Here is a 19,905-nt window from a genome sequence, read left to right on the forward strand (position 1 = left end):
GACCGGGGATATTCGCGCAGCGGCAAGGCCCGGGGCTGCCCTCGGACGGGATTCTCCCCGCGGATTCACCGCCCGGCTGCCACAAACCGGCTCCGGCGACGACTGGCCAGCAAGCCGGCCAGGGCCGCTCGCACCTGATCCGCGTGCCACATGACATCCTCGGCGATAGGGCTGTACGTCGCATAGCCGAGAGCCGCAGCAGCCTGAATGCGACGGCGATCCCTTCGCTGATCCGCCCAACTCGAATGGAACTCCTGACTGTCGCACTCGACGATGAGCCACCCGTCGACGACGAAGTCGACGCGACCTACGCCGGCGATCGGGACCTGCACCTCGAAGCGGACGCCGAGCGAACGCAGAATGAGCCGGAGCAGCGTCTCGGGGCCGGACTCCGCGCGTGGGTCGATCAGCCGGCGCAGCACGCGGTGGCGCCTCGGAAGCACGCGGAAGAGCTCATCGAGATCGTCCAGTGCGAGAATCCCGACCCGCAGGGCCGAGTCGAGCGTGGCGAGAGCTGCTCGGGGTGGTTGGCAGCGGATGGCGGAGACGACGGCATCGAACAGCTCCACCGACGTGGAGCACGGGTGCGGGGTGCGATGGAGCCGCCCCCAGTGGCGTCGAACGGAACGCGTCGGTCGTGGAGCGGAGGGCCGGGCCGCGTGGAGGTGCACGTGCAGAGCTGACGTGTCGAGCACGAAGACGCCATGCCGGGCGAGTTCCGACACGCACGCGAGGCGCCCGCCCAGCGCACACGCCTGTACGAGGTCGGCCGGCGTGTCGACGGGGAGGTAGGCACCCGGGCGTGGGCGCATGACCCGCCCATCCGCAACGGCCGCACGCAGGTTCCGATCTGTCCATCCTCGCGCCACGAGATCTCGTCGCCGATGGAAGTGAGTGAACCGGCCGCGGGTATCGAGGTCGACGGGCTGCAGCATGCCGGCCAGCTTGGCGGGGAGCCGAGACCACTCCGACCGCACTGGACGATTCGGGCAGTTCTGCCCTCGACGTGCGCCTTGGGGAGGAGCCGCTTCAGCCGCCGGCGGGCCCGGACCGTCGCCCGGTCAAAACACGGGGAGGTTCCGGCCACCGACGGCCGCACCCGCCACCCGGACGCACTATCTCCCGCGACTTTGACGGCGCGCCCGTGCGCCGGAGCCGCCGGCGGGCCCGGACCGTCGCCCGAGCCGCTCGAGCACCGGCGACACCGCGACGCCCGAGGCGACGGAGTCAGACGATGAGCTGCGCCCCCGGCATGCGCTTGAGCATGACCTCGATCGCCTCGACGTTCGCGTCGACGAGTACGGCGTCGCGTCCCAGGGCCGCAGCGACCGCGCCGGTCGTGCCGCTGCCCGCGAAGAAGTCGAGCACGCGGTCACCGGGCCGGCTGGATGCTTGGACGATGCGTCGCAGGATGCCCTCCGGCTTCTGCGTGGGGTAGCCCGTCTTCTCCCGACCCGTGGTCGGCACGATCGTGTGCCACCACACGTCGGTCGGCAGCTTGCCGCGGGCGACCTTCTCTGCGGTGACGAGTCCCGGTGCCATGTAGGGTTCGCGATCGACGGCGTCCGAGTTGAACCAGTAGCGGTCGGGATCCTTGACGTACACCAGGATCGTGTCGTGCTTCGTCGGCCACCGTCGCCGCGTCTTGGCTCCGTAGTCGTATGCCCAGATCAGCTCGTTGAGAAAGCGCTCGCGCCCGAAGAGCGCGTCCATGAGCACCTTCGCGTAGTGCGCTTCGCGGTAGTCCAGGTGCACATAGAGCGTCCCGTCCGCGGCCAGCAGACGCCAGGCTTCGGCCAGACGGGGCTCGAGGAATCCCCAGTAGTCGTCGAACCGGTCATCGTAAGCGCGCAGGTCGCCGCGCAGGCGCTCGTACTCACGCCCGTGGAACCCGCGTCGCACGACGCCGCCACCCGCGGGATCGACGATCGCGGGGGGTTCCGACGTCGCAGACCCCGTCGGTGGCGTGGGTGCGGTGCCTGTCACAGAGCGCGCCGTCTCCAGTGCCCGCCCCTGCACGCGTCCGGTGTTGAACGGCGGGTCGAGGTAGATCAGCGTGAACGACTCGTCCGGGTACGCGGCAGCGACGGCGAGGTTGTCGCCGTGGTGGATCGTCACCGAGCCTCGCGGCGGCGCGGAATCCGCTGGGTCGACCGCCTCAGCGCCGCTCACGGCACCCGGTACAGCCACGGGTCCGTGGCGAACTTCGACTCGACCAGGGCTTCGGCCTCCGCGTACTCCTCGTCCGTGATGCGGCCGGGCACAGCCCCGTACAGCTTCGCGAACGTGTCGATGAATCGCTCGATGATCGCCTCGCGCGGCAGGCCGGTCTGGCGGCGGAGCGGATCGACCCGCTTGGCGGCCGAGGTCGTCCCCTTGTCGCTGAGCTTCTCGCGCCCGATGCGCAGCACCTCGGTCATCACCTGACCGTCCATGTCGTAGCTGAGCGTGGCATGGTGCAGCACCCCGCCGTTGGCGAGCCGCTTCTGCGCCGCGCCGCCGATCTTTCCCTGCGGGCTCGCGATGTCGTTGAGCGGCTGGTAGGTGGCCTCGATCCCGAGCGAGCGCAGCGCCTGCAGCACCCAGTCGTCCAGGAACGCGTACGAGTCGGCGAACGTCATCCCCGCGACGAGGGATGCCGGGACATAGAGCGAATAGGTCACGATCGAGTTCGCGGCCATGAGCATGGCACCCCCGCCGGAGATGCGCCGCACCACGTCGAACCCGTGCCGGGCCGCGCCCTCGGGATCGACCTCGTTGCGGTAGGACTGGAACGACCCGATAACGACCGCCGACTCGTCCCATTCCCAGAGGCGGAGCGTGGGGCGACGCCGCCCGTCACCGACCCGCGTGGTGAGCACTTCGTCCAGCGCGAGGTTCATTCGCGGCGAGACGGGTCGCTCGTGCAGGATCTCCCATTCGAAGTCGCGCCAGCCCGGTGCGGTCACCAGCGCACGGCGGACAGCGGTGCCGACCGCCTCGGGTGTGAACCCGAGCAGCTGGGCGCCCTCGGGCAGGGACGCGCGCACGGCGGCCGCGATGGCCACGGCATCCGTCTCGATGGGGAGGCCGTTGACGGCGTCGTTGATATCGTCCAGGGCGGTGTCGGGCTCGAGGAAGAAGTCGCCGGCGAGGCGGAATCCGAAGATCCTGCCCTCGCGCTCTTCGAGGTCGACGACGACCAGCTTGCCTCCGGGCACCTTGTATTCGCCGTGCATGGATTCAGCCTAAGCGCGGCGTCGCGGCGAAGCCGCTCAGGCGGTGACGAGCATGTGCAGCGCGGCCGGTGAGAGGGCGTGCTCGATGGCGAGCATGCTCGCGCCCCGCACGCCGGCATTCTCCGCGGCCGAGGACTGCACGATGGCCAGATGCTCGGTCGCGAGCGGCGTCGAGCGGGTGTAGACGACTTCGCGCACGCCGGCGATGAGGTGTTCGCCGACACGGGCCATCGAGCCGCCGATCGCGATGATGGACGGGTTCATCAGACTCACGCAGGCGGTGAGCACCTCGCCGATGTCGCGGCCGGCCTGTCGCACGGCCTGGATCGCATCGATGTTGCCGTGCTTGACGAGCTCCACCACATCGTCGCCGTTCGCCGCGGTGATGCCCTGCGCGCGCAGCTCACGGGCGATGGCGGGACCCGAGGCGAGGGCCTCGAGGCAGCCGCGGTTTCCGCAGCTGCAGGGCACGTCCGAGCCCCGCGCTACGCGCACGTGCCCGATGTCACCGGCGACGCCCTGCGCGCCGCGCAGCAGCTGGCCGCCGGAGATCACGCCCGCGCCGATGCCCGTCGCGATCTTCACGAACATCAGGTGTTCCACTGCCGGCCACGCGGTGGCCCGTTCGCCGAGCGCCATGATGTTGACGTCGTTGTCGACCAGCACGGGCGCGTCCAGGTGCTGACGCACCCATCCCGGGATGTCGAACCGGTCCCACCCGGGCATGATCGGCGGGTTGACCGGGCGCCCGGTCGAGAACTCCACGGGCCCCGGGACGCCGATGCCGATCGCGGCGATGTCGCCGGCATCCCGGCCTGCCTCCGCCAGCAGGCTGAGCGCCGTCTCCAGGGTCCAGGTCAGCACCGGCACGGGACCGAGCGTGATGTCGAGCGGTTCGATGCGCTCGGCGAGGATCGTCGCACCCAGATCGCTGATCGCGACGGTGGCGTGCGTCGCGCCGATGTCCGCCGCGACGACCACACGCGCCCCCGGGTTCAGGGCGAACTGCGACGGCGGCCGGCCCCCGGTCGACGCGGCCTCGGCAACCGGGGTGACCAGTCCCATGCGCATCAGCTCGTCCACCCGGACGGCGATCGTCGACCGTGCCAGGCCGGTGGATTTCGCGAGCTGAGCGCGCGTGCGCGGAACGCCGTCGCGAAGAAGCTGGAAGAGCTCCGTCACGCCCATTCCGGCGGAAGATTCGACACCCATTGCCACGATCCACTCACTCACACGACCGGGTCGGCCGAAGTTGGGGAAGTTCTGCCGTTCCCGTCGGTCGCAACGCTACACAACGGACAAAAGCCCCCGTTTTGCGTTACTATGCGCGACCGCCGGGCCTCGCGAACCGCTGCTGCAGCAGCACCGCGACCACGATGATGATGCCCTTGGCCACCGCTTGCACCGATGATGTCAGGTTGTTCTGGACGAACACGTTCGTCAGGGTGGCGAAGATCAGCACCCCGAAGACGGTGCCGGTGATCGTGCCGCGCCCGCCGACCAGCAGCGTGCCGCCGACGACGACCGCGGCGATCACGTCGAGTTCCAGCAGCGTGCCGTGCGTCGAGCTGCCGGCCGTCGTGCGTCCGAGGATCATCACGGCGCCGATGCCCGCGCACAGGCCGGCGATCGCGTACAGCCACATCGTGTGGCGTTTCACGTTGATGCCCGCGAGCCGGGCGGCCTCGCGGTTGCCGCCGATGGCGACGGTGCGGCGACCGAACGTCGTGCGGTTGAGAATCACCCAGCCGACCGCGGCGACGATCGCGAAGATCCAGATCAGGACGTCGACACCGATGAAGTCGGCGTTCATGAAGCTGATGAAGCCGCGGTCCTCGACGATGAGTGTGCGGCGTTCGGCGAGGATCTCCGCGAGTCCGCGCGCCGCGACCAGCATTGCGAGGGTCGCCATGAAGGCGACGACGTTGCCGTATGCGATCACCACACCGTTGATCAGGCCCGCACCGAGCCCGACAGCGAGCGCGATCACGATCATGACGACCCAGTGGGTCTGGTCCGCGAGGTCCTGGATCGCCGCGAGGGTCGCCACGATCGAGGCGAGGCCCAGCACCGACCCGACAGACAGGTCGATGCCGCCCGCGATGATGACGAGGGTCATGCCGATGCTGACGACACCGATGATCGACGCCTGACGAAGGATCACGAGCGCATTGCTGAGCGTGGTGAAGCTCTCCCCGGCGGTGACGGCACCGACGATCACCAACACCAGCAGCGCGACGACGAGCCCGAGATTGCGGCCGACGGAGCCGGACAGGATCTTCTGCATTCCGGATTTCTCCGTGTTCCGAGACGCGCCGTTCCCGGCGGGAGACGGGGCATCCCCGGAGGAGGGCGGACCGACCAGGTCCCCCGTGGTTACTGGCTCGCTCACGCGGCGGTTCCTTTCATGACGAGGTCGAGCACACCGTGCTCGTCGATCTGGGAGGCCGGGAGCGTCTGGAGAACGCGCCCGTCGGAGATGACGAGGACCTTGTCGGCGAGGCCGAGCACCTCTTCGATCTCACTGGAGACGATGACGACGGCGTTGCCGGCCGCCGACAGTCGCCGGATCAGGGCGTAGATCTCGGCGCGCGCGCCGACGTCCACACCGCGGGTGGGCTCGTCCAGCAGCAGTACGCGGGCGCCGTGCACGAGCCAGCGCGCCAGCAGGATCTTCTGCTGGTTGCCGCCGGAGAGGGTCCGGGTCGGCCGGTCGGGATTGGCCGGTCGCAGTTCGAGCGCCTCGATCTGCTCGCCGGCCACTCTGCGCTCGGCGCGTTCGTCGAGGAATCCTGCTCTGGCGAACCGGGAGACAGAGGAGAGTGTCACGTTGACGAAGATCGGCTCATCCAAGACCAGGCCCTGGCTCTTGCGCTCTTCCGGCGACAGTCCGACACCGGCCTCGACCGCGGCGACGACCGAGCCTCGACGCAGGCGCTTGCCGGCGACCCGGACCGTGCCCGCCGTCGCCTTCCGCGCACCGTAGACGGTCTCGATGATCTCGGATCTGCCGGAGCCGACCAGGCCGGCGAGCCCCACGATTTCGCCGGCCCGGACGGTGAAGGTGACGTCCGAGAAGACCCCGGCCAGGGCCAGCCCCTCGACGTCGAGAACGAGCGGCGAATCCTCCGGCACGGGAACGGCCGGCGGAAACACGTTCTCGACGGCGCGGCCGGTCATGAGGCGGATGAGTTCGCTGGTCGGGGTATCGGCCGCGGGCAGACCGGAGGCCATCGACGCCCCGTCCTTCAGGACGGTGATCCGGTCGCCGATCTGCCGGATCTCCTCGAGGCGGTGCGTGATGTAGACGACGGCGATGCCCTCGGAGGTGAGCTCCCTGACGACGGAGAAGAGGTTCTTGACCTCCTCGGTGTCGAGCACCGCGGAGGGCTCGTCCATGATCATGAGCTTGATGTCGTGCGAGAGCGCGCGCGCCATACTCACGATCTGCTTGTTGGCCGCGCTGAGCTGACCGACCTCGGTGTGCGGCGACAGGTTGGCGTGGCCGAGACGGCGCAGCAGTTCCTTCGTCTGACGCGCGGCTTCGGATCGCTTGGTGAACCCGCCCCGCGCCAGCTCGTGCCCGAGGAAGATGTTCTCCGCGATGGTCAGTCCGTCCACGACGTCGAGTTCCTGATACATCGTGGCGATGCCGAGCTCGAGAGCCGCCTCCGGCGTAGCGATCTCGACCGGCTCGCCCATCCAGCCGATCGTCCCCTCGTCGGGGCGGTGCACGCCGGCGAGGGTCTTGATGAGCGTCGACTTCCCGGCGCCGTTCTGCCCGAGGACGCAATGGACTTCGCCGGGGAGCACGTCGAGATCGACCCCGCGCAGGGCCTGCACCCCCGCGAAGCTCTTCGTCACACCGCGCACCTCGAGTAACGCCGAATGTTGGTCGTCTTTGATCACACGCCGACCATAACATGTCGAGGTTCGCTCTTTCGAGAGGCATTCAGGGCGATCTGACCCGGCCTTGGTTCGCGAGATCACGGCCGGATCTCCGGAAATTCGGTCCTTCGAGGCTTTTACCCGTACGCAAACGAAAGCTGTCGCATCGGTGACCCGTTCTGCTACGTTGAAGGCGGTCAGCTCCGGGGCCGATCCTCGCGCGAACGCGAGAACGCCCTCGCCGCCGGACCTGCATTCACATTCAAGGAGGAATTCATGCGTTCAACCCGTACCGTGCGTACGCGGGCGATCGGCGCCGGCGCAGCCGCGCTGACGGCCATCGCACTGCTTGCCGGCTGTACTCCCGGCGCACCCGAAGAAGACGAGGCCGCCGACCAGGGCACCACCTCGGAGGAGAACCAGGCGACCGGCGACACGGTCGTCATCGGATTCTCCGGACCGGCCGCCGACCACGGCTGGCTCGGCGCCATCAACTCGGGCGCCATCGCCGCGGCCGAGAGCTTCCCCGACGTCGAACTGCAGCTGGCGGAGGGCACCAACGACGTCAACGCGCAGATCGCCGCGGTCGAGACCTTCATCAACGACGGGGTCGACGCGATCGTGCTGCTGCCCAGCGACGGCGCGGCGCTGACCGAGGTCGCCATCAAGGCCATGGAGGCCGGCATCCCGGTCATCAACGTCGACCGTGAGTTCTCCAGCCCGTTCGCCGCGCGCGCCACTGTGCTCGGCGACAACTACGGCATGGGCGTCAGCGCGGGCACCTACATCTGCGAACAGATCGGCGACAACCCCGACGCCATCGTCGCCGAGATCGCGGGCATCGACTCGCTGCCGCTCACGCAGGACCGCTCGGCGGGCTTCGCCGACGCGCTCGAGGACTGCGGACTCGAGGTCGGCCCCCGCGTGGCCGCTGACTTCACCGTCCAGGGTGGCGAGGCCGCGGCATCCCAGCTGCTGTCTGCCAACCCCCAGATCGACGCGCTGTGGAACCACGATGACGACCAGGGCATCGGCGTCCTCGCGGCCATCAGCGCTGCCGGTCGTGACGAGTTCTTCATGGTCGGCGGCGCCGGCTCGCTGAACGCGATGGAGGCCATCGAGGCGGATGACACCGTCCTGAAGGCGACGATCATCTACCCGTCGACGCAGGCCGCCGACGGCATCGCCCTGGCCCGGCTGATCGCACAGGGAAAGACGATGAGCGACCTCATCACGCCCGGTGTGGCCAACCGCATCGTGCTGGACGCCCCCGTCGTGACGAAGGAGAACGTCGACCAGTACATCGGTCTGGCGTTCGAGTCCTGATTCGCACCACTCAACGCCGAAAGGGGGCGTCTGCCGTTCGCGGACGCCCCCTCGAGGCTCTTCCCGCCTTCGATACCCCCACGGAGTACCTGTGACCGAGAACCTTCGCGTCGCCATGATCGGCTACGGCTTCATGGGCGCCGCGCACTCGCAGGGGTGGCGCGTCGCCCCCCGCTTCTTCGACCTTCCCGCGCAGCCCTCGATGAGCGTCGTCGTCGGTCGCAACTCCGGCGCGGTCACGGCCGCCGCGGCGAAGTGGGGATGGGAAGAAGCGGCCACCGACTGGCGTGAGGTCATCGCCCGCGACGACATCGACATCGTCGACATCGTGACCCCCGGCGATACGCACGCCGAGATCGCGATCGCCGCCCTCGAGGCCGGCAAACATGTCCTGTGCGAGAAGCCCCTCGCGAACTCCGTCGCCGAGGCGGAGGCGATGACGGATGCCGCGGCCCGCGCTGCGGAGCGCGGCGTGCGCGCGATGGTGGGGTTCACCTATCGTCGCGTCCCGGCGGCGACGCTGGCCCGCGACCTGGTCGCCGCCGGCCGCGTCGGCGAGATCCGGCAGGTGCGCGCGTCCTACCGCCAGGACTGGCTGAGCGACGCCGAAGGCCCGCTGACGTGGCGTCTGCAGAAGGAACGCGCCGGGTCCGGGGCGCTCGGCGACATCGGCGCTCACGCCGTCGATCTGTCGGAGTACATCACAGGGCTGCGGCTGCAGAGCGTCTCGGGCATTCTCGACACCATCGTGACGGAGCGCCCGCTGCTGGCCGAAGGCATCGGCCTGTCCGGGACCGCTTCCGCGGAGCGGGGTGCGGTCACGGTCGATGACGTCGCGATCTTCTCGGGTCGCTACGGCTCCGCGAACGGGGCGTATGCGCCGCTCGGCACGTTCGAAGCGACCCGCTTCGCCACCGGCCGCAAGAATGCGTTGAGGATCGAGGTGTCCGGTTCCCTGGGGGCGGTCGCCTTCTACCTCGAGCGCATGAACGAGCTGGACTTCTTCGACGCGACGCTGCCGCCGACCGAGCAGGGCTTCCGTAAGATCCTCGTCACCGAGCCCGATCACCCCTATGTCGGCGCGTGGTGGCCGGCCGGCCACATGCTCGGCTACGAGCACGGCTTCTCGCATCAGGTGGTCGACTTCGTGACGGCCATCGCCGAGCAGACACAGCCGCATCCGTCCTTCGCGGACGGGTTGCACGTCCAGCGAGTCCTGGATGCCGTGGAGCGCAGCTCCGCGACAGGCAGCAGCTGGGTCCCGATCCAGAGTTGACCCGCACCCGCTGCACCGTGCACTCTGACAGACACTCCCCCGCCACGTCGCGGGGCGTGAGGAAAGGAACACCGCAATGACGCGACCGATCACGCTGTTCACCGGGCAATGGGCCGACCTGCCGCTGGAGGAAGTCGCCCGGCTGGCCGCCGAGTGGGGCTACGACGGGCTCGAGATCGCCTGCTGGGGCGACCACCTCGACCCGTGGCGCTGGGACGACGACGAGTACGTGCAGGGCAAGCTCGCCCTGCTTGCACGGCACGGGCTCAAGGTCTGGGCCATCTCCAACCATCTCAAGGGCCAGGCGGTCTGCGACGACCCCATCGACCAGCGGCACCGCGACATCCTCTCGGATCGCGTGTGGGGAGACGGGGGCCCCGAGGGCGTCCGCCAGCGCGCCGCCGAAGAGATGAAGCACACCGCGCGCCTTGCCGCCAAGCTGGGCGTGAAGACCGTCGTCGGCTTCACCGGATCGAGCATCTGGAAGTACGTGGCGATGTTCCCGCCCGTCTCGCAGGCGGCGATCGACGCCGGCTACCAGGACTTCGCCGACCGGTGGAACCCGATCCTGGACGTCTTCGACGAGGTCGGCGTGCGGTTCGCGCACGAGGTGCACCCCAGTGAGATCGCCTACGACTACTGGACGACGGTGCGCACGCTCGAGGCCATCGGGCACCGCCCGGCGTTCGGCCTGAACTGGGACCCGTCCCATTTCATGTGGCAGGAGCTGAACCCGGTCGACTTCATCCTCGAGTTCAAGGATCTGATCTACCACGTCGACTGCAAGGACGTGAAGCTCAACCTCGGCAACGGGCGCAACGGGCGTTTGGGCTCCCACCTCGCGTGGGGCGATATGCGCCGGGGGTGGGACTTCGTCTCGACCGGTCGCGGCGACGTTCCGTGGGAGGCGTCGTTTCGTGCGCTGAACAGCATCGGCTACGACGGGCCCATCTCGGTCGAGTGGGAGGACGCCGGCATGGATCGGCTGCTCGGCGCACCCGAGGCCCTCGCGTTCGTCAAGCGCAACGCCTTCGCGGCGCCCGAGGCGGCGTTCGACGCGGCATTCAGCGCCCGCTGAGCCACCGTCGCATCAGTCGCGCGCGGGAAAGCGCGCGTCAAGCCAGGTGAGCAGGTCCGCGCGCACTTGGACCTGCGCTGCCTCGTTGAAGATCTCGTGGCGCGCGTTCGGGTAGACGAACGTCGTGACGTCGGTGAAACCCGAACGCGTGCGGTACGCATCGGCGAGCTTGTGCACGCTGCGCGGGCCGCCGACCGTGTCGTCGCGACCCACCATGAGCAGTGTCGGGATGTCGTGGCCGAGGTTCTTCTTCGGCTTGCCCATCAGGCGCAGTTGGCCGTGCAGGCCGAAGAGCTCCCGCATCGGCGTAGCGGTGGTCAGCGGATCGGCGAGGAACTCTGCAGCGACCTCGGGATCACTGGCGAGCCATTCCATGCCGGTCGCATCCGGCCCGTTCCATCGCGCGTTGAGGTCGCCGAGGTTGCCCCAGCCGAGCTGGCGGTAGACCGTACCGCTGAGCACCAGTGCGTCGTAGGCCTCCGGCTCACGGTTCAGCAGCATCTGTGCCATGAACGAGCCCCACGAGTGACCCAGGAGCACGAGTGGCAGGTCCGGATTCTCGGACCGGATCAGGGCCGTGAGCTGCGACACCGCCCGAACGGCGCCCATGACGCCCCCCTGTCCCAGGCGGCCGAGCTTCGACACATCGCTGTCGTGCTGCTTCATCCCGGTGCGACCGTGACCACGATGGTCATCGGCGTACACGGCGTATCCGTCGGCGGCGAGTGCCTCGACCAGCGCCCCGTAGCGTCCGGCGTGCTCGCCGACGCCGTGCGCGATCTGCACGATGGCCCGCGGCGGAATCTGGGCGGGGTGGACGTCGTAGACGATCGCGATGCCGTGCGCATCGATGAACTCGGGCATGGGCCCGAGTCTAGACACGACAGGGCACGCGGATTCGTTCTAACGAGAGGAGCATCGGGGGGATTTACTTAGCAACGGTAATGAACTAAGCTAAGGATCGATGACAGAGAACGCAGAACCCGGCCCCGACCTCTCCCGTGAGGCATCAGATCTGCGTATCGCCGTGTTCCGGCTCGCGCGCCGCATGCGCACGGAGCGCGCCGTCGACTCGATGAGCGACGGCCAGTTCGCCGTGCTGGCGGTCCTGTCCGTCCACGGAGCGCACACGCTGACCGAACTCGCGGACCGCGAGCGCGTGTCGGCCCCCTCGATGAACCGAACCGTCAACTGCCTTCAGGAGGCCGGCTACATCAGCCGGTCGGCCGATGAGAGCGATGGTCGCAAGGTCGTGATCGATCTGACCGGCGAGGGCCGCACCGTGGTCGATGAGACCGCCCGGAGACGGGACGCCTGGGTCGAAGGCGCCCTCGCCGAAATCGGCTCCGACGAGCGCGTCATCCTCGCGAGTGCCGCCGCGATCATGCAGAGGATGGTCGCCCGATGAGCGCCATGTTCCGCTCGTTCTCCGTCTTCAACTACCGCGTGTGGTTCATCGGCGCGCTCGTGTCCAACATCGGCGCCTGGATGCAGGCGACCGCGCAGAACTGGGTCGTCCTCACCCAGCTCACCGACAATGACGCCGCCGCGATGGGCATCACCATGGCGCTGCAGTTCGCGCCTCCGCTCCTGCTCGTCGGTCTCACCGGCTACGTCGCCGACCGATTCGACCGGCGCAGGCTGCTCATGGTCACGCAAGGGCTGCTGTTCCTGCTCGCCATCGCGCTCGGGGTGATGATCCTCACCGGCCACATGACGTTGATGATCATGTACGGCTTCGCTCTCGCTCTCGGAGTGGTCTCCGCGTTCGACAACCCCGCCCGGCAGGCCTTCGTCTCCGACGTGGTGACGCGCGAGAACGCGTCCAACGCGGTCGCGCTGAACGCGGCATCCTTCAACGGCGCCCGCATGATCGGCCCGGCCGTGGCCGGCATCGTCATCGTCGCGGTCGGCACCGGGTGGGTCTTCCTGATCAACGCGGTCACCTTCTTCGGCATGGTCGTGGCGCTGCTCATGATCCGCTCGCACGAACTGCAGCCGCGCGCGAACACGTCCGGGGCGTCCCGGCTGGCAGACGGCTTCCGCTACGTCGCGCGCAGGCCCGACCTCGTCGTGACGTTCGCGATGGTCTTCCTCGTCGGCGCGTTCGGCATGAACTTCCCGATCTTCGCCTCCACCATGGCGCTCGAGTTCGGCCAGGGAGCGGACGGGTACGGGCTGCTCAGCTCGATCCTCGCCATCGGCTCGCTGGCCGGTGCGCTGCTGGCTGCGCGTCGAGACCGCGCGCGCCTGCGGGTGGTCATCGGGGGCACCATGCTGTTCGCCGTCGCCGCCGGGGTCTCCGCCTTCATGCCCACGTACTGGGGGTATGCCGCGACGCTCATGTTCACCGGCTTCGCGGTGGTCACGATGCTGACCACCGCGAACGGGTATGTGCAGACCACGACCGACCCCGCTCTGCGCGGACGCGTGCTGGCGCTGTACATGGCGATCCTGATGGGCGGCACGCCCATCGGAGCACCGATCGTCGGCTGGGTGGCCGACGAGTACGGGCCGCGCACGGCGATCCTCCTCGGCGCGGTCTCGGCGGTGGTCGCGTTCGCGATCGGCGGCATCTGGCTGCTGGCCACCGGGCGGCTGCGTCGTTCCGAGTCCCGACGGTTCGCCCTCACCATCGACGAGACGCTACCGATCAGCGTCGTGCGCCCCGTCCCGGCCGACTTCAGCGACGAGGTCGCCTCGACCACGCCCATCGGACTTCCGCGCGAGGCGCGGGAACCGGTTCTGCCGCGCGATCACGCGGAGCAGCTGACGCGCACGCGTCGCGAGGCCAGCGAAGAGCTGACGCGCACGCGCCGCGAGGCCAGCGAAGAGCTGACGCGCACGCCCTGAGCCTCAGCGACGACGCTCGCGCAGCCCCACGCGCTCGAGATGCGCATTGACGAAACGCCCGTCCGGGTCGAGTCGTTCGAACACAGCCCGCGCGTCGGCGGCGCGGGGGTGCACGCGCGCGATGGCTTCGGCGTCGAACAGGTGCAGTTTGCCCCAGTGCGGACGCGCCTCGAACGGTGCCAGAGCGGCTTCGATGTGCGGCAGCACCTCGCGAACCCCCGTCGGGTCGTTGTGCCACGTGAAATGAATCGCGAGAAAGTCCCGGCGGTACGCTCCGCTGAGCCAGAGATCATCGGATGCCGCGGTCCTCAGTTCGCTGACGAACAGATGCGGCCGGATCAGGGGCGCCAGCGCGCGCACGGCGCGCAATGCGGCCGGCGCCTCCGACCGTGCCACGAAGTACTCCGTCTGCAGTTCGTCCCCGAATGACGGCGTGCCGTCGAGCCGGAAATGCGGCAGGCGCAGCATCCAGGGTCCAGGCACGCCGCCGAGCTCAGTGAGGTCGGCGAGCCCCTCGAGCGGGTTGGCCTCCCCCATCAGCGCACCGTCCAGCAGCGCACCCGGAACCTCGTCGTCGTCGGCGGTCAGGCGGGTCTTCACCCACACGTCGCCGATCACGTCGGGTTCCCAACGCGTGAACACGGACACGCTGTAGCCCGCCCCGGTGACCTCGTCGAGACCGCCGAGAGCGGCATCCCATGACACACCCCGGTAGATGTCCTGGCGAGCCCGGAAGGTCGGCTGCACCGCGAGGGTGACCGCGACGATCACGCCGAAGGCACCCACGCCGACAGCCAGCGCATCGAAGTCGGCGTCGCCGCGGCGGACCTCGTGTTCCTGCGCGTCCGCTCCGACATACCGGATGCCGCGCACCGCGCTGGTCAGGACGCCGTTGGAGTCACCGGAGCCATGCGTCGCGGTCGCGATAGCCCCGGCCACGGAGATGTGCGGCAGCGAGCCGAGGTTGTGGAGCGCGAACCCCCGCTCCTCCAGCCACAGCGCCAGTTCCCCGTAGCGGGTCCCTGCCGCGACGGTGACCGTCGACGCGTCCGGATCGAGCGCGAATCCCCCTGTCAACGAGGCGAGGTCGATCAGCGTCCCGGTGGTGTCGGGCAGATCGGTGTACGAGTGGCGCGTCCCCAGGGCGTGCACCGGGCCGCCGATCGCCACCGCCCGCCGCACCTCGGCAACCGTCGACGCGACGACGATGCGCGGGGCGGCATACTCGTGGGTTCCGGCCCAGTTGCGCGGCATGGCGCTCTCCTCCCGTTGCGCGGTCCGGCGGGCAGCAGCCGCGGCCGCGATGTGATCAGGTGATCGTCTGCCCGCAGATGCCGCAGAGCCCGAGGGCCGAGACCTCGACGAAGCAGTCGGGACACATCGCCCGCACCCTGTCGGGCGCGGCGGGAGTGCGCGGCGCGGTCGGTGTGCGTGGCGCCGGAGAAGTGCGCGGCGCCGCACGGCTCGCACGGGCGGCGGGGCGAATCGGCGCGACCGGGACCTCCACCGGAGTGATCTCGGGGAGGTGCTCGACGCAGTAGAACCGCACGAAGCCGTCATGGTGCTTGGGATGCCGGTGCTTGACGGCCCACAGCTCCGTTCGCGCACGCAGCGGGGAGTCGCCGCCGCAGACCGAGCAGCGCGTCTCCTCGCCGGGGAGGACATCCGCGACGATCACGGGCGTGTCGAATGGGATGCCATCTCGCCAGTCGGATGATGCAACGACCTTCATGGCTGTCCTCTCGTGCGAGCCTCGTGAGCCGGTGATCGGCTTGTGCGCTCCGCCCGCGCGGGCGGGGCTGCTCTCGCAATATCTACGCTAGGCGACGACGCCGGCACGGTGTGACCGCAGACGCATGTCGCAGAAGTGATGAATCCCGGCGGGGCGGCGTGCCGTTCAGGGAATGTACCGGGGACAGGGGCTTTCACGCCCCTAGGCTGAGCAACATGCATAACCTCAGCTCGATCACGTCCCAGGCGGACGTCTCCTCGCTCTACACGACTTCGTCCATTTTCGGTCTCATCATCTATGTCATCACCGTCGTCGCCCTGTGGCGGGTCTTCACCAAGGCCGGCTACGCGGGATGGCTCGCCATCATCCCCATCGTGAACGTGTTCGTTCTCGTCAAGATCGCCGGGTTCTCGGCGTGGATGGGCCTGCTCTACATCATCCCGATCGTCAACATCGTCTTCGCGATCATCGTCGCGCTGCGCGTCGGCAAGGGATTCGCCCAGGGCGCGGCGTTCTCCGTGTTCCTGCTGTGGCTGTTCGCGTTCGTCGGCTACCTGGTCCTCGGCTTCGGCTCGGCGCAGTACCAGAAGGCCCGCGTCGCCGCGTAGAGCACACGTTCCGGCCCACCCGATCCGCGCATCCGCCGCGGTTCGGGTGGGCCGTCGTCGTAGGGTCCTGCATGCGTCAGCTCACGCCTCGCGAGTGATGGTCACCTTCACGTGCAGCTGCGACTTGAACGGACCGGCGTACACGCCCCGCAGCGGAGGAACGTCGTTGTAATCGCGGCCGCGGCCGACCAGCACGTGCCGATCGCCGATGTCGATGTTGTTCGTCGGGTCGAAGCCCTGCCATTCGCCCGCGAACCACTCCACCCACGCGTGCGACTCGCCCGTGACCGGAACCCCCACGTCCGCCTCGGGCCGCGGGTGGAAGTACCCCGAGACGTACCGGGCAGGGATGCCGACCTCGCGCAACGCGCCCAGCGTGATGTGGGCGATGTCCTGGCAGACGCCCTTTCGCTCCGCCCAGGCCTCGGCTGCCGTCGAATGCACGCCCGTGATGCCGTGCATGTACTCGACCGCGTTGCCTACCGCCATGGAGATCTCGTGCGCTGCGATACCCGGCCGCTCGTGCTGAGCGGCGATCGTCCGCGCGATCTCCGCGATCTCGGGATGCGGGCGTGTGCGGTCGGTCTGGCCGAGCTGCTCGACCGTCTCGATCGACCGCTGCACCTCGGTGCGCAGGCGGGGCCAGGTGATGTCGGCGTGCTCCATCGGTCGCGGGCGGACCTCGACGATCGACCGTGCGGAGATCGTCAGGGATGCGTGCGGTGAGAGCACGTCGAAGGCGGCGACCCGCGTGCCGAAGTAGTCGACGTACTGGTTGACGGACGTCGACGGCTCGATGTCGAGCGAGGAACTCAGCACGAACTGGCTGTCGGTCGAGCTCGGCAGCATGCGTGCCTCGTTGTAGGAGGCGGACACCTCCCCGGGGTAGGAGAACCCCGTCTGATGCTCGATGCGGAGTCGTTTCATGGTCGCCGCCTCAGCGATCGGTGCGCGTGTCGAACCGTCACGAGACCTCTCCGATCCAGCTCGGCTCGGCCTGGGTCGGGAAGAAGCGCTGCTTGATGGCCTCGGATGCCTCGCGCGTGACTTTCTGCACGGCACGCATGTGCTGCGGCAGGTGGTCGAGGATCTCGCTGATCGGACGGTACTCCAGGTCGTTGCGGATCTGCCCGAGCGCCCGCAGCACGGTGTTGGAGTGACCGACGCGATCGGCCCGCGGGTCGATCGCGCTCATGCACTCCTCCGCACGCTGGATCGAGTAGATGATCGAGCGCGGGAACAGCCGGTCCAGCAGCAGGAACTCCGCCGCGTTGCGGGCGCTGGGCATCCCGCGGTACGTCCGCAGATACGCCTCGTACGCTCCGCACGACCGCAGGATCGTCGTCCACGACGGGCCGGACGCCTCGGTCAGCGACCTCGTCGCGAGCAGTCGTGCCGTCATGTCGGCACGCTCGATGCTGCGTCCGAGCGTGAAGAACTGCCACGCCTCGTCCCGGCTGGTCGACGAGTCGACGGTGCCCACGGCGAGCGCGGCCCGCTCACGGACCCATTTGAAGAACTCGTGGGCCTTATCGGCTTGCAGGCGCCGCGGCATCCGGGAATTGGTGGTGTTGAGCGTCTCCCACAGTTCGGTCGAGACGATCTCCCGCGCGCGGCGGGCGTTCTCGCGCGACGCCTGCAGGGCGTACGAGATGGATGCCGGATTCATCTGATCGACGGCGAGCTTGGCCAGCACGTCCTGGCGGCGCACGATCTCGTCGGGGCCGGGCGGGATCGCGCCCATGACCAGCAGAAGCGACCGGCACGCGGTGTCCTCGTCGATCCATGGATCCTCGAGGAGGAGCTGCAGGTGCACGTCGAGGATGCGCGCCGTCCCGTCACTGCGCTCGATGTACCGGCCGATCCAGAACAGGCTCTCGGCGATGCGACTCAGCATTCCCGACCACTCTCCCCCGCGCCGGTTGTCGAGTAGCGCGCGCAGCGCGCGTATCGAGACACGGCGATGCGACTCAGCAAGTCCTCAAACCCTTCTCACCGACGGTTGTCGAGTAGCGCGCGCAGCGCGCGTATCGAGACACGGCGATGCGACTCAGCATTCCCGACCACTCTCCCCCGCCCCGGTTGTCGAGTAGCGCGCGCAGCGCGCGTATCGAGACACGGCGATGCGACTCAGCACGTCCGGGAACCCTTCTCATCGGGACCTGTCACGGTATCCCGCGTCTGCTGCTGCTGCTCCTGCTGCTCGACGCGCGTCCGTGGACGATCCTGCGGAGAATGGGTGGGCGGCGGCTGTCCGTCGTAGATGATCGGGATCGCCGCGGTGATGGTCGCCGCCTGATCCGCCACGAGACCGGCCAGTCCGCTTCCCTGCCCGTATTCGACGTGCGACGGCGCGGAACCGCCGACGATCCACGTGTCCTTCGACCCGCCTCCCTGGCTGGAGTTGACCACGAGCTGTCCCTCCGGCAGGGCGACGCGAGTCAATCCGCCCGGAAGCACCCAGATGTCCTCGCCGTCGTTCACGGCGAACGGGCGCAGGTCGGCGTGCCGCGGGCGCATCCCGTCCTCGACGAGCGTCGGGATCGTCGAGAGCATGACCACCGGCTGTGCGATCCAGCCGCGCGGGTCTGCCCGCAGCCGCTCGCGCAGCCTGTCCAGCTCGGCCGGCGATGCATCCGGACCCACCACCAGCCCCTTGCCTCCGGAGCCGTCGACGGGCTTGACGACGAGCTCGTCGAGCCGGTCCAGCACCTCCTCGAGCGCACCCGGGTCCTCGAGCCGCCACGTGTCGACGTTCTTGAGAATGGGCTCCTCGGCGAGGTAGTACCGGATCAGCTCCGGCACGTAGGTGTAGAGCAGCTTGTCGTCGGCGACGCCGTTGCCCACCGCGTTGGCGATGGTGACGTTGCCCAGCCGTGCGGCGAGCATGAGTCCCGGTGCGCCCAGCATCGAGTCGGCACGGAACTGCAGCGGGTCCAGGTAGTCGTCGTCGACGCGGCGGTAGATCACGTCGACCCGCTGGGGTCCCCGCGTGGTGCGCATGAAGACCTTTCCGCCCACGCAGATCAGGTCGCGCCCTTCGACCAGCTCGACGCCCATCAGTCGCGCGAGCAGCGTGTGCTCGAAGTACGCGGAGTTGTAGACCCCGGGAGTGAGCACCACGACGTTCGGGTCCTCGATGCCGGCCGGTGCGGAGGCGCGCAGCGCAGCCAGGAGCTTGTTCGGGTAATCGCCCACGGGCCGCACGCGCATCGAGACGAACAGTTCGGGCAGCGTCTGGGCCATGACGCGGCGGTTGGAGATGACGTAGCTGACGCCGGAGGGCACGCGCACGTTGTCCTCGAGCACGCGCATCTCGCCGTGCTCGTCGCGGATCAGGTCGATGCCCGACACCTGGATGCGCACGCCGTTGGCCGAGCGGATCCCGGCGGCCTGACGATAGAAGTATTGAGACGAGGCGATCAGACCGGCGGGCAGTACGCCATCGCGTACGCAGTGCTGGCGACCGTACGCGTCATCGAGGAAGGCCTCGAGCGCACGCACACGCTGCTTGACGCCGGACTCGACCCGCGACCACTCGTCGAAGGCGATGACGCGGGGAACAGCATCCAACGGGAATGGCCGTTCCTCGCCGGCGAAATCGAACGTGACCCCCTGCGCGAGGTACGAACTGGCGAGCGATTCGGTCCGCCCGCGCAGCTCCTCCTGGGTCATCTGGGCGAGGGCCTGGTACAGCTCCCGGTAGGCCTCGCGCGACTCCGCGGCCTCGCCCGGCTGCGAGGGGCCGGCGAACATCTCATCGAAGGCCGGGATGCCGGTGGCTGTCTTTCGGGGTGCCAATGTGGACCCGTAGCCGTCGAAGAGATCGCCCATGCGACGACTCTAGTCCGGGCTGTGTTGCCCGCATGTTTCGGCATTCCGCGGCGCTGGAGCCGAGCTGGACCCCCGCCCGGTTCGGTCCGAGC

Annotated in this window: 18 protein-coding genes; 6 read left to right on the forward strand and 12 right to left on the reverse strand. The window is 68.8% G+C overall.

The annotated features are described in order from the left end of the window. Positions 1-65: 65 nt before the first annotated feature. The 6 genes from ABD655_RS00145 to ABD655_RS00170 form a co-directional block, all read right to left on the reverse strand. A complete protein-coding gene (locus tag ABD655_RS00145; protein ID WP_344710410.1) occupies positions 66-812 on the reverse strand; it encodes a hypothetical protein in 747 nt (248 codons plus the stop codon). A gap of 415 nt (positions 813-1,227) precedes the next feature. Continuing rightward, positions 1,228-2,118 carry a DNA-methyltransferase gene (locus ABD655_RS00150; protein ID WP_344710412.1) on the reverse strand — a complete coding sequence of 297 codons (891 nt, stop codon included), beginning with the start codon at positions 2,116-2,118 and terminating at the stop codon, positions 1,228-1,230. Positions 2,119-2,168: 50 nt separating this feature from the next. Next, positions 2,169-3,218, reverse strand: a complete 1,050-nt coding sequence (lplAB, locus tag ABD655_RS00155) for a lipoate-protein ligase LplAB (protein ID WP_344710414.1) — start codon at positions 3,216-3,218, stop codon at positions 2,169-2,171. Positions 3,219-3,254: 36 nt separating this feature from the next. Then, positions 3,255-4,430 (reverse strand): ROK family transcriptional regulator, encoded by a 1,176-nt coding sequence (locus ABD655_RS00160; protein WP_344710416.1) that lies wholly within the window; start codon positions 4,428-4,430, stop codon positions 3,255-3,257. 109 nt (positions 4,431-4,539) lie between these two features. Then, on the reverse strand, positions 4,540-5,610 hold the full coding sequence (locus tag ABD655_RS00165; RefSeq protein ID WP_378720682.1) for an ABC transporter permease: 1,071 nt from the start codon (positions 5,608-5,610) through the stop codon (positions 4,540-4,542). Further along, the gene (locus ABD655_RS00170) at positions 5,607-7,082 is read right to left on the reverse strand and encodes a sugar ABC transporter ATP-binding protein (RefSeq protein ID WP_344715611.1); all 1,476 of its coding nucleotides are present in this window, start codon (positions 7,080-7,082) and stop codon (positions 5,607-5,609) included. Before ABD655_RS00170 ends, ABD655_RS00165 begins: the two co-directional genes overlap by 4 nt. Before the next feature lie 300 nt (positions 7,083-7,382). Between ABD655_RS00170 and ABD655_RS00175 the strand changes: the two genes are divergently transcribed. The 3 genes from ABD655_RS00175 (at position 7,383) to ABD655_RS00185 (ending at position 10,786) form a co-directional block, all read left to right on the forward strand. Beyond that, on the forward strand, positions 7,383-8,432 hold the full coding sequence (locus ABD655_RS00175) for a substrate-binding domain-containing protein (protein ID WP_344710420.1): 1,050 nt from the start codon (positions 7,383-7,385) through the stop codon (positions 8,430-8,432). A 115-nt stretch (positions 8,433-8,547) separates the two neighbouring features. Continuing rightward, the gene (locus tag ABD655_RS00180; protein WP_344715613.1) at positions 8,548-9,708 is read left to right on the forward strand and encodes a Gfo/Idh/MocA family protein; all 1,161 of its coding nucleotides are present in this window, start codon (positions 8,548-8,550) and stop codon (positions 9,706-9,708) included. A gap of 76 nt (positions 9,709-9,784) precedes the next feature. Continuing rightward, a complete protein-coding gene (locus tag ABD655_RS00185) occupies positions 9,785-10,786 on the forward strand; it encodes a sugar phosphate isomerase/epimerase family protein (protein WP_344710422.1) in 1,002 nt (333 codons plus the stop codon). Between the two features lie 12 nt (positions 10,787-10,798). On the opposite strand, the gene ABD655_RS00190 is transcribed toward ABD655_RS00185, so the two are convergent. Continuing rightward, positions 10,799-11,650 (reverse strand): alpha/beta fold hydrolase, encoded by an 852-nt coding sequence (locus ABD655_RS00190; RefSeq protein ID WP_344710424.1) that lies wholly within the window; start codon positions 11,648-11,650, stop codon positions 10,799-10,801. Positions 11,651-11,750: 100 nt separating this feature from the next. Here ABD655_RS00190 and ABD655_RS00195 point away from each other — a divergent pair, with 100 nt between their 5' ends. Both ABD655_RS00195 and ABD655_RS00200 read left to right on the forward strand, forming a co-directional pair. Then, positions 11,751-12,194: a MarR family winged helix-turn-helix transcriptional regulator gene (locus ABD655_RS00195; RefSeq protein ID WP_344710426.1), complete on the forward strand. Its 444-nt coding sequence runs from the start codon at positions 11,751-11,753 to the stop codon at positions 12,192-12,194. Then, positions 12,191-13,639, forward strand: coding sequence for an MFS transporter (locus ABD655_RS00200; RefSeq protein WP_344710428.1), 1,449 nt, complete (start codon positions 12,191-12,193; stop codon positions 13,637-13,639). Before ABD655_RS00195 ends, ABD655_RS00200 begins: the two co-directional genes overlap by 4 nt. Before the next feature lie 3 nt (positions 13,640-13,642). Here the strand turns inward: ABD655_RS00200 and ABD655_RS00205 are convergent, their stop codons facing one another. Next, positions 13,643-14,893, reverse strand: a complete 1,251-nt coding sequence (locus tag ABD655_RS00205) for a D-arabinono-1,4-lactone oxidase (RefSeq protein ID WP_344710430.1) — start codon at positions 14,891-14,893, stop codon at positions 13,643-13,645. A gap of 55 nt (positions 14,894-14,948) precedes the next feature. Then, complete coding sequence (locus ABD655_RS00210) at positions 14,949-15,371, reverse strand: glucose-6-phosphate dehydrogenase (protein ID WP_344710432.1); 423 nt, start codon at positions 15,369-15,371, stop codon at positions 14,949-14,951. 215 nt (positions 15,372-15,586) lie between these two features. Here ABD655_RS00210 and ABD655_RS00215 point away from each other — a divergent pair, with 215 nt between their 5' ends. Next, a complete protein-coding gene (locus ABD655_RS00215) occupies positions 15,587-15,979 on the forward strand; it encodes a DUF5684 domain-containing protein (RefSeq protein WP_344710434.1) in 393 nt (130 codons plus the stop codon). An 81-nt stretch (positions 15,980-16,060) separates the two neighbouring features. Here the strand turns inward: ABD655_RS00215 and ABD655_RS00220 are convergent, their stop codons facing one another. From ABD655_RS00220 to ABD655_RS00230, 3 genes are all read right to left on the reverse strand, one after another. Beyond that, positions 16,061-16,906 (reverse strand): transglutaminase family protein, encoded by an 846-nt coding sequence (locus ABD655_RS00220; protein ID WP_344710436.1) that lies wholly within the window; start codon positions 16,904-16,906, stop codon positions 16,061-16,063. A gap of 37 nt (positions 16,907-16,943) precedes the next feature. Continuing rightward, positions 16,944-17,876 carry an alpha-E domain-containing protein gene (locus ABD655_RS00225; RefSeq protein ID WP_344710438.1) on the reverse strand — a complete coding sequence of 311 codons (933 nt, stop codon included), beginning with the start codon at positions 17,874-17,876 and terminating at the stop codon, positions 16,944-16,946. Between the two features lie 233 nt (positions 17,877-18,109). Beyond that, positions 18,110-19,813 carry a circularly permuted type 2 ATP-grasp protein gene (locus ABD655_RS00230; RefSeq protein WP_344710440.1) on the reverse strand — a complete coding sequence of 568 codons (1,704 nt, stop codon included), beginning with the start codon at positions 19,811-19,813 and terminating at the stop codon, positions 18,110-18,112. Positions 19,814-19,905 lie beyond the last annotated feature (92 nt).

It is taken from the genome of Microbacterium terregens (assembly GCF_039534975.1).
Lineage (GTDB): Bacteria > Actinomycetota > Actinomycetes > Actinomycetales > Microbacteriaceae > Microbacterium > Microbacterium terregens.

Coding starts and splice junctions, on each gene's coding strand:
- ABD655_RS00220 (WP_344710436.1), bottom strand. CDS start 16,906: ATGAAACGACTCCGCATCGAGCATCAGACGGGGTTCTCCTACCCCGGG.
- ABD655_RS00215 (WP_344710434.1), top strand. CDS start 15,587: ATGCATAACCTCAGCTCGATCACGTCCCAGGCGGACGTCTCCTCGCTC.
- ABD655_RS00180 (WP_344715613.1), top strand. CDS start 8,548: ATGATCGGCTACGGCTTCATGGGCGCCGCGCACTCGCAGGGGTGGCGC.
- ABD655_RS00230 (WP_344710440.1), bottom strand. CDS start 19,813: ATGGGCGATCTCTTCGACGGCTACGGGTCCACATTGGCACCCCGAAAG.
- ABD655_RS00225 (WP_344710438.1), bottom strand. CDS start 17,876: ATGCTGAGTCGCATCGCCGAGAGCCTGTTCTGGATCGGCCGGTACATC.
- ABD655_RS00145 (WP_344710410.1), bottom strand. CDS start 812: ATGCGCCCACGCCCGGGTGCCTACCTCCCCGTCGACACGCCGGCCGAC.
- ABD655_RS00175 (WP_344710420.1), top strand. CDS start 7,383: ATGCGTTCAACCCGTACCGTGCGTACGCGGGCGATCGGCGCCGGCGCA.
- ABD655_RS00185 (WP_344710422.1), top strand. CDS start 9,785: ATGACGCGACCGATCACGCTGTTCACCGGGCAATGGGCCGACCTGCCG.
- ABD655_RS00200 (WP_344710428.1), top strand. CDS start 12,191: ATGAGCGCCATGTTCCGCTCGTTCTCCGTCTTCAACTACCGCGTGTGG.
- lplAB (WP_344710414.1), bottom strand. CDS start 3,218: ATGCACGGCGAATACAAGGTGCCCGGAGGCAAGCTGGTCGTCGTCGAC.
- ABD655_RS00205 (WP_344710430.1), bottom strand. CDS start 14,893: ATGCCGCGCAACTGGGCCGGAACCCACGAGTATGCCGCCCCGCGCATC.
- ABD655_RS00160 (WP_344710416.1), bottom strand. CDS start 4,430: ATGGGTGTCGAATCTTCCGCCGGAATGGGCGTGACGGAGCTCTTCCAG.
- ABD655_RS00190 (WP_344710424.1), bottom strand. CDS start 11,650: ATGCCCGAGTTCATCGATGCGCACGGCATCGCGATCGTCTACGACGTC.
- ABD655_RS00210 (WP_344710432.1), bottom strand. CDS start 15,371: ATGAAGGTCGTTGCATCATCCGACTGGCGAGATGGCATCCCATTCGAC.
- ABD655_RS00195 (WP_344710426.1), top strand. CDS start 11,751: ATGACAGAGAACGCAGAACCCGGCCCCGACCTCTCCCGTGAGGCATCA.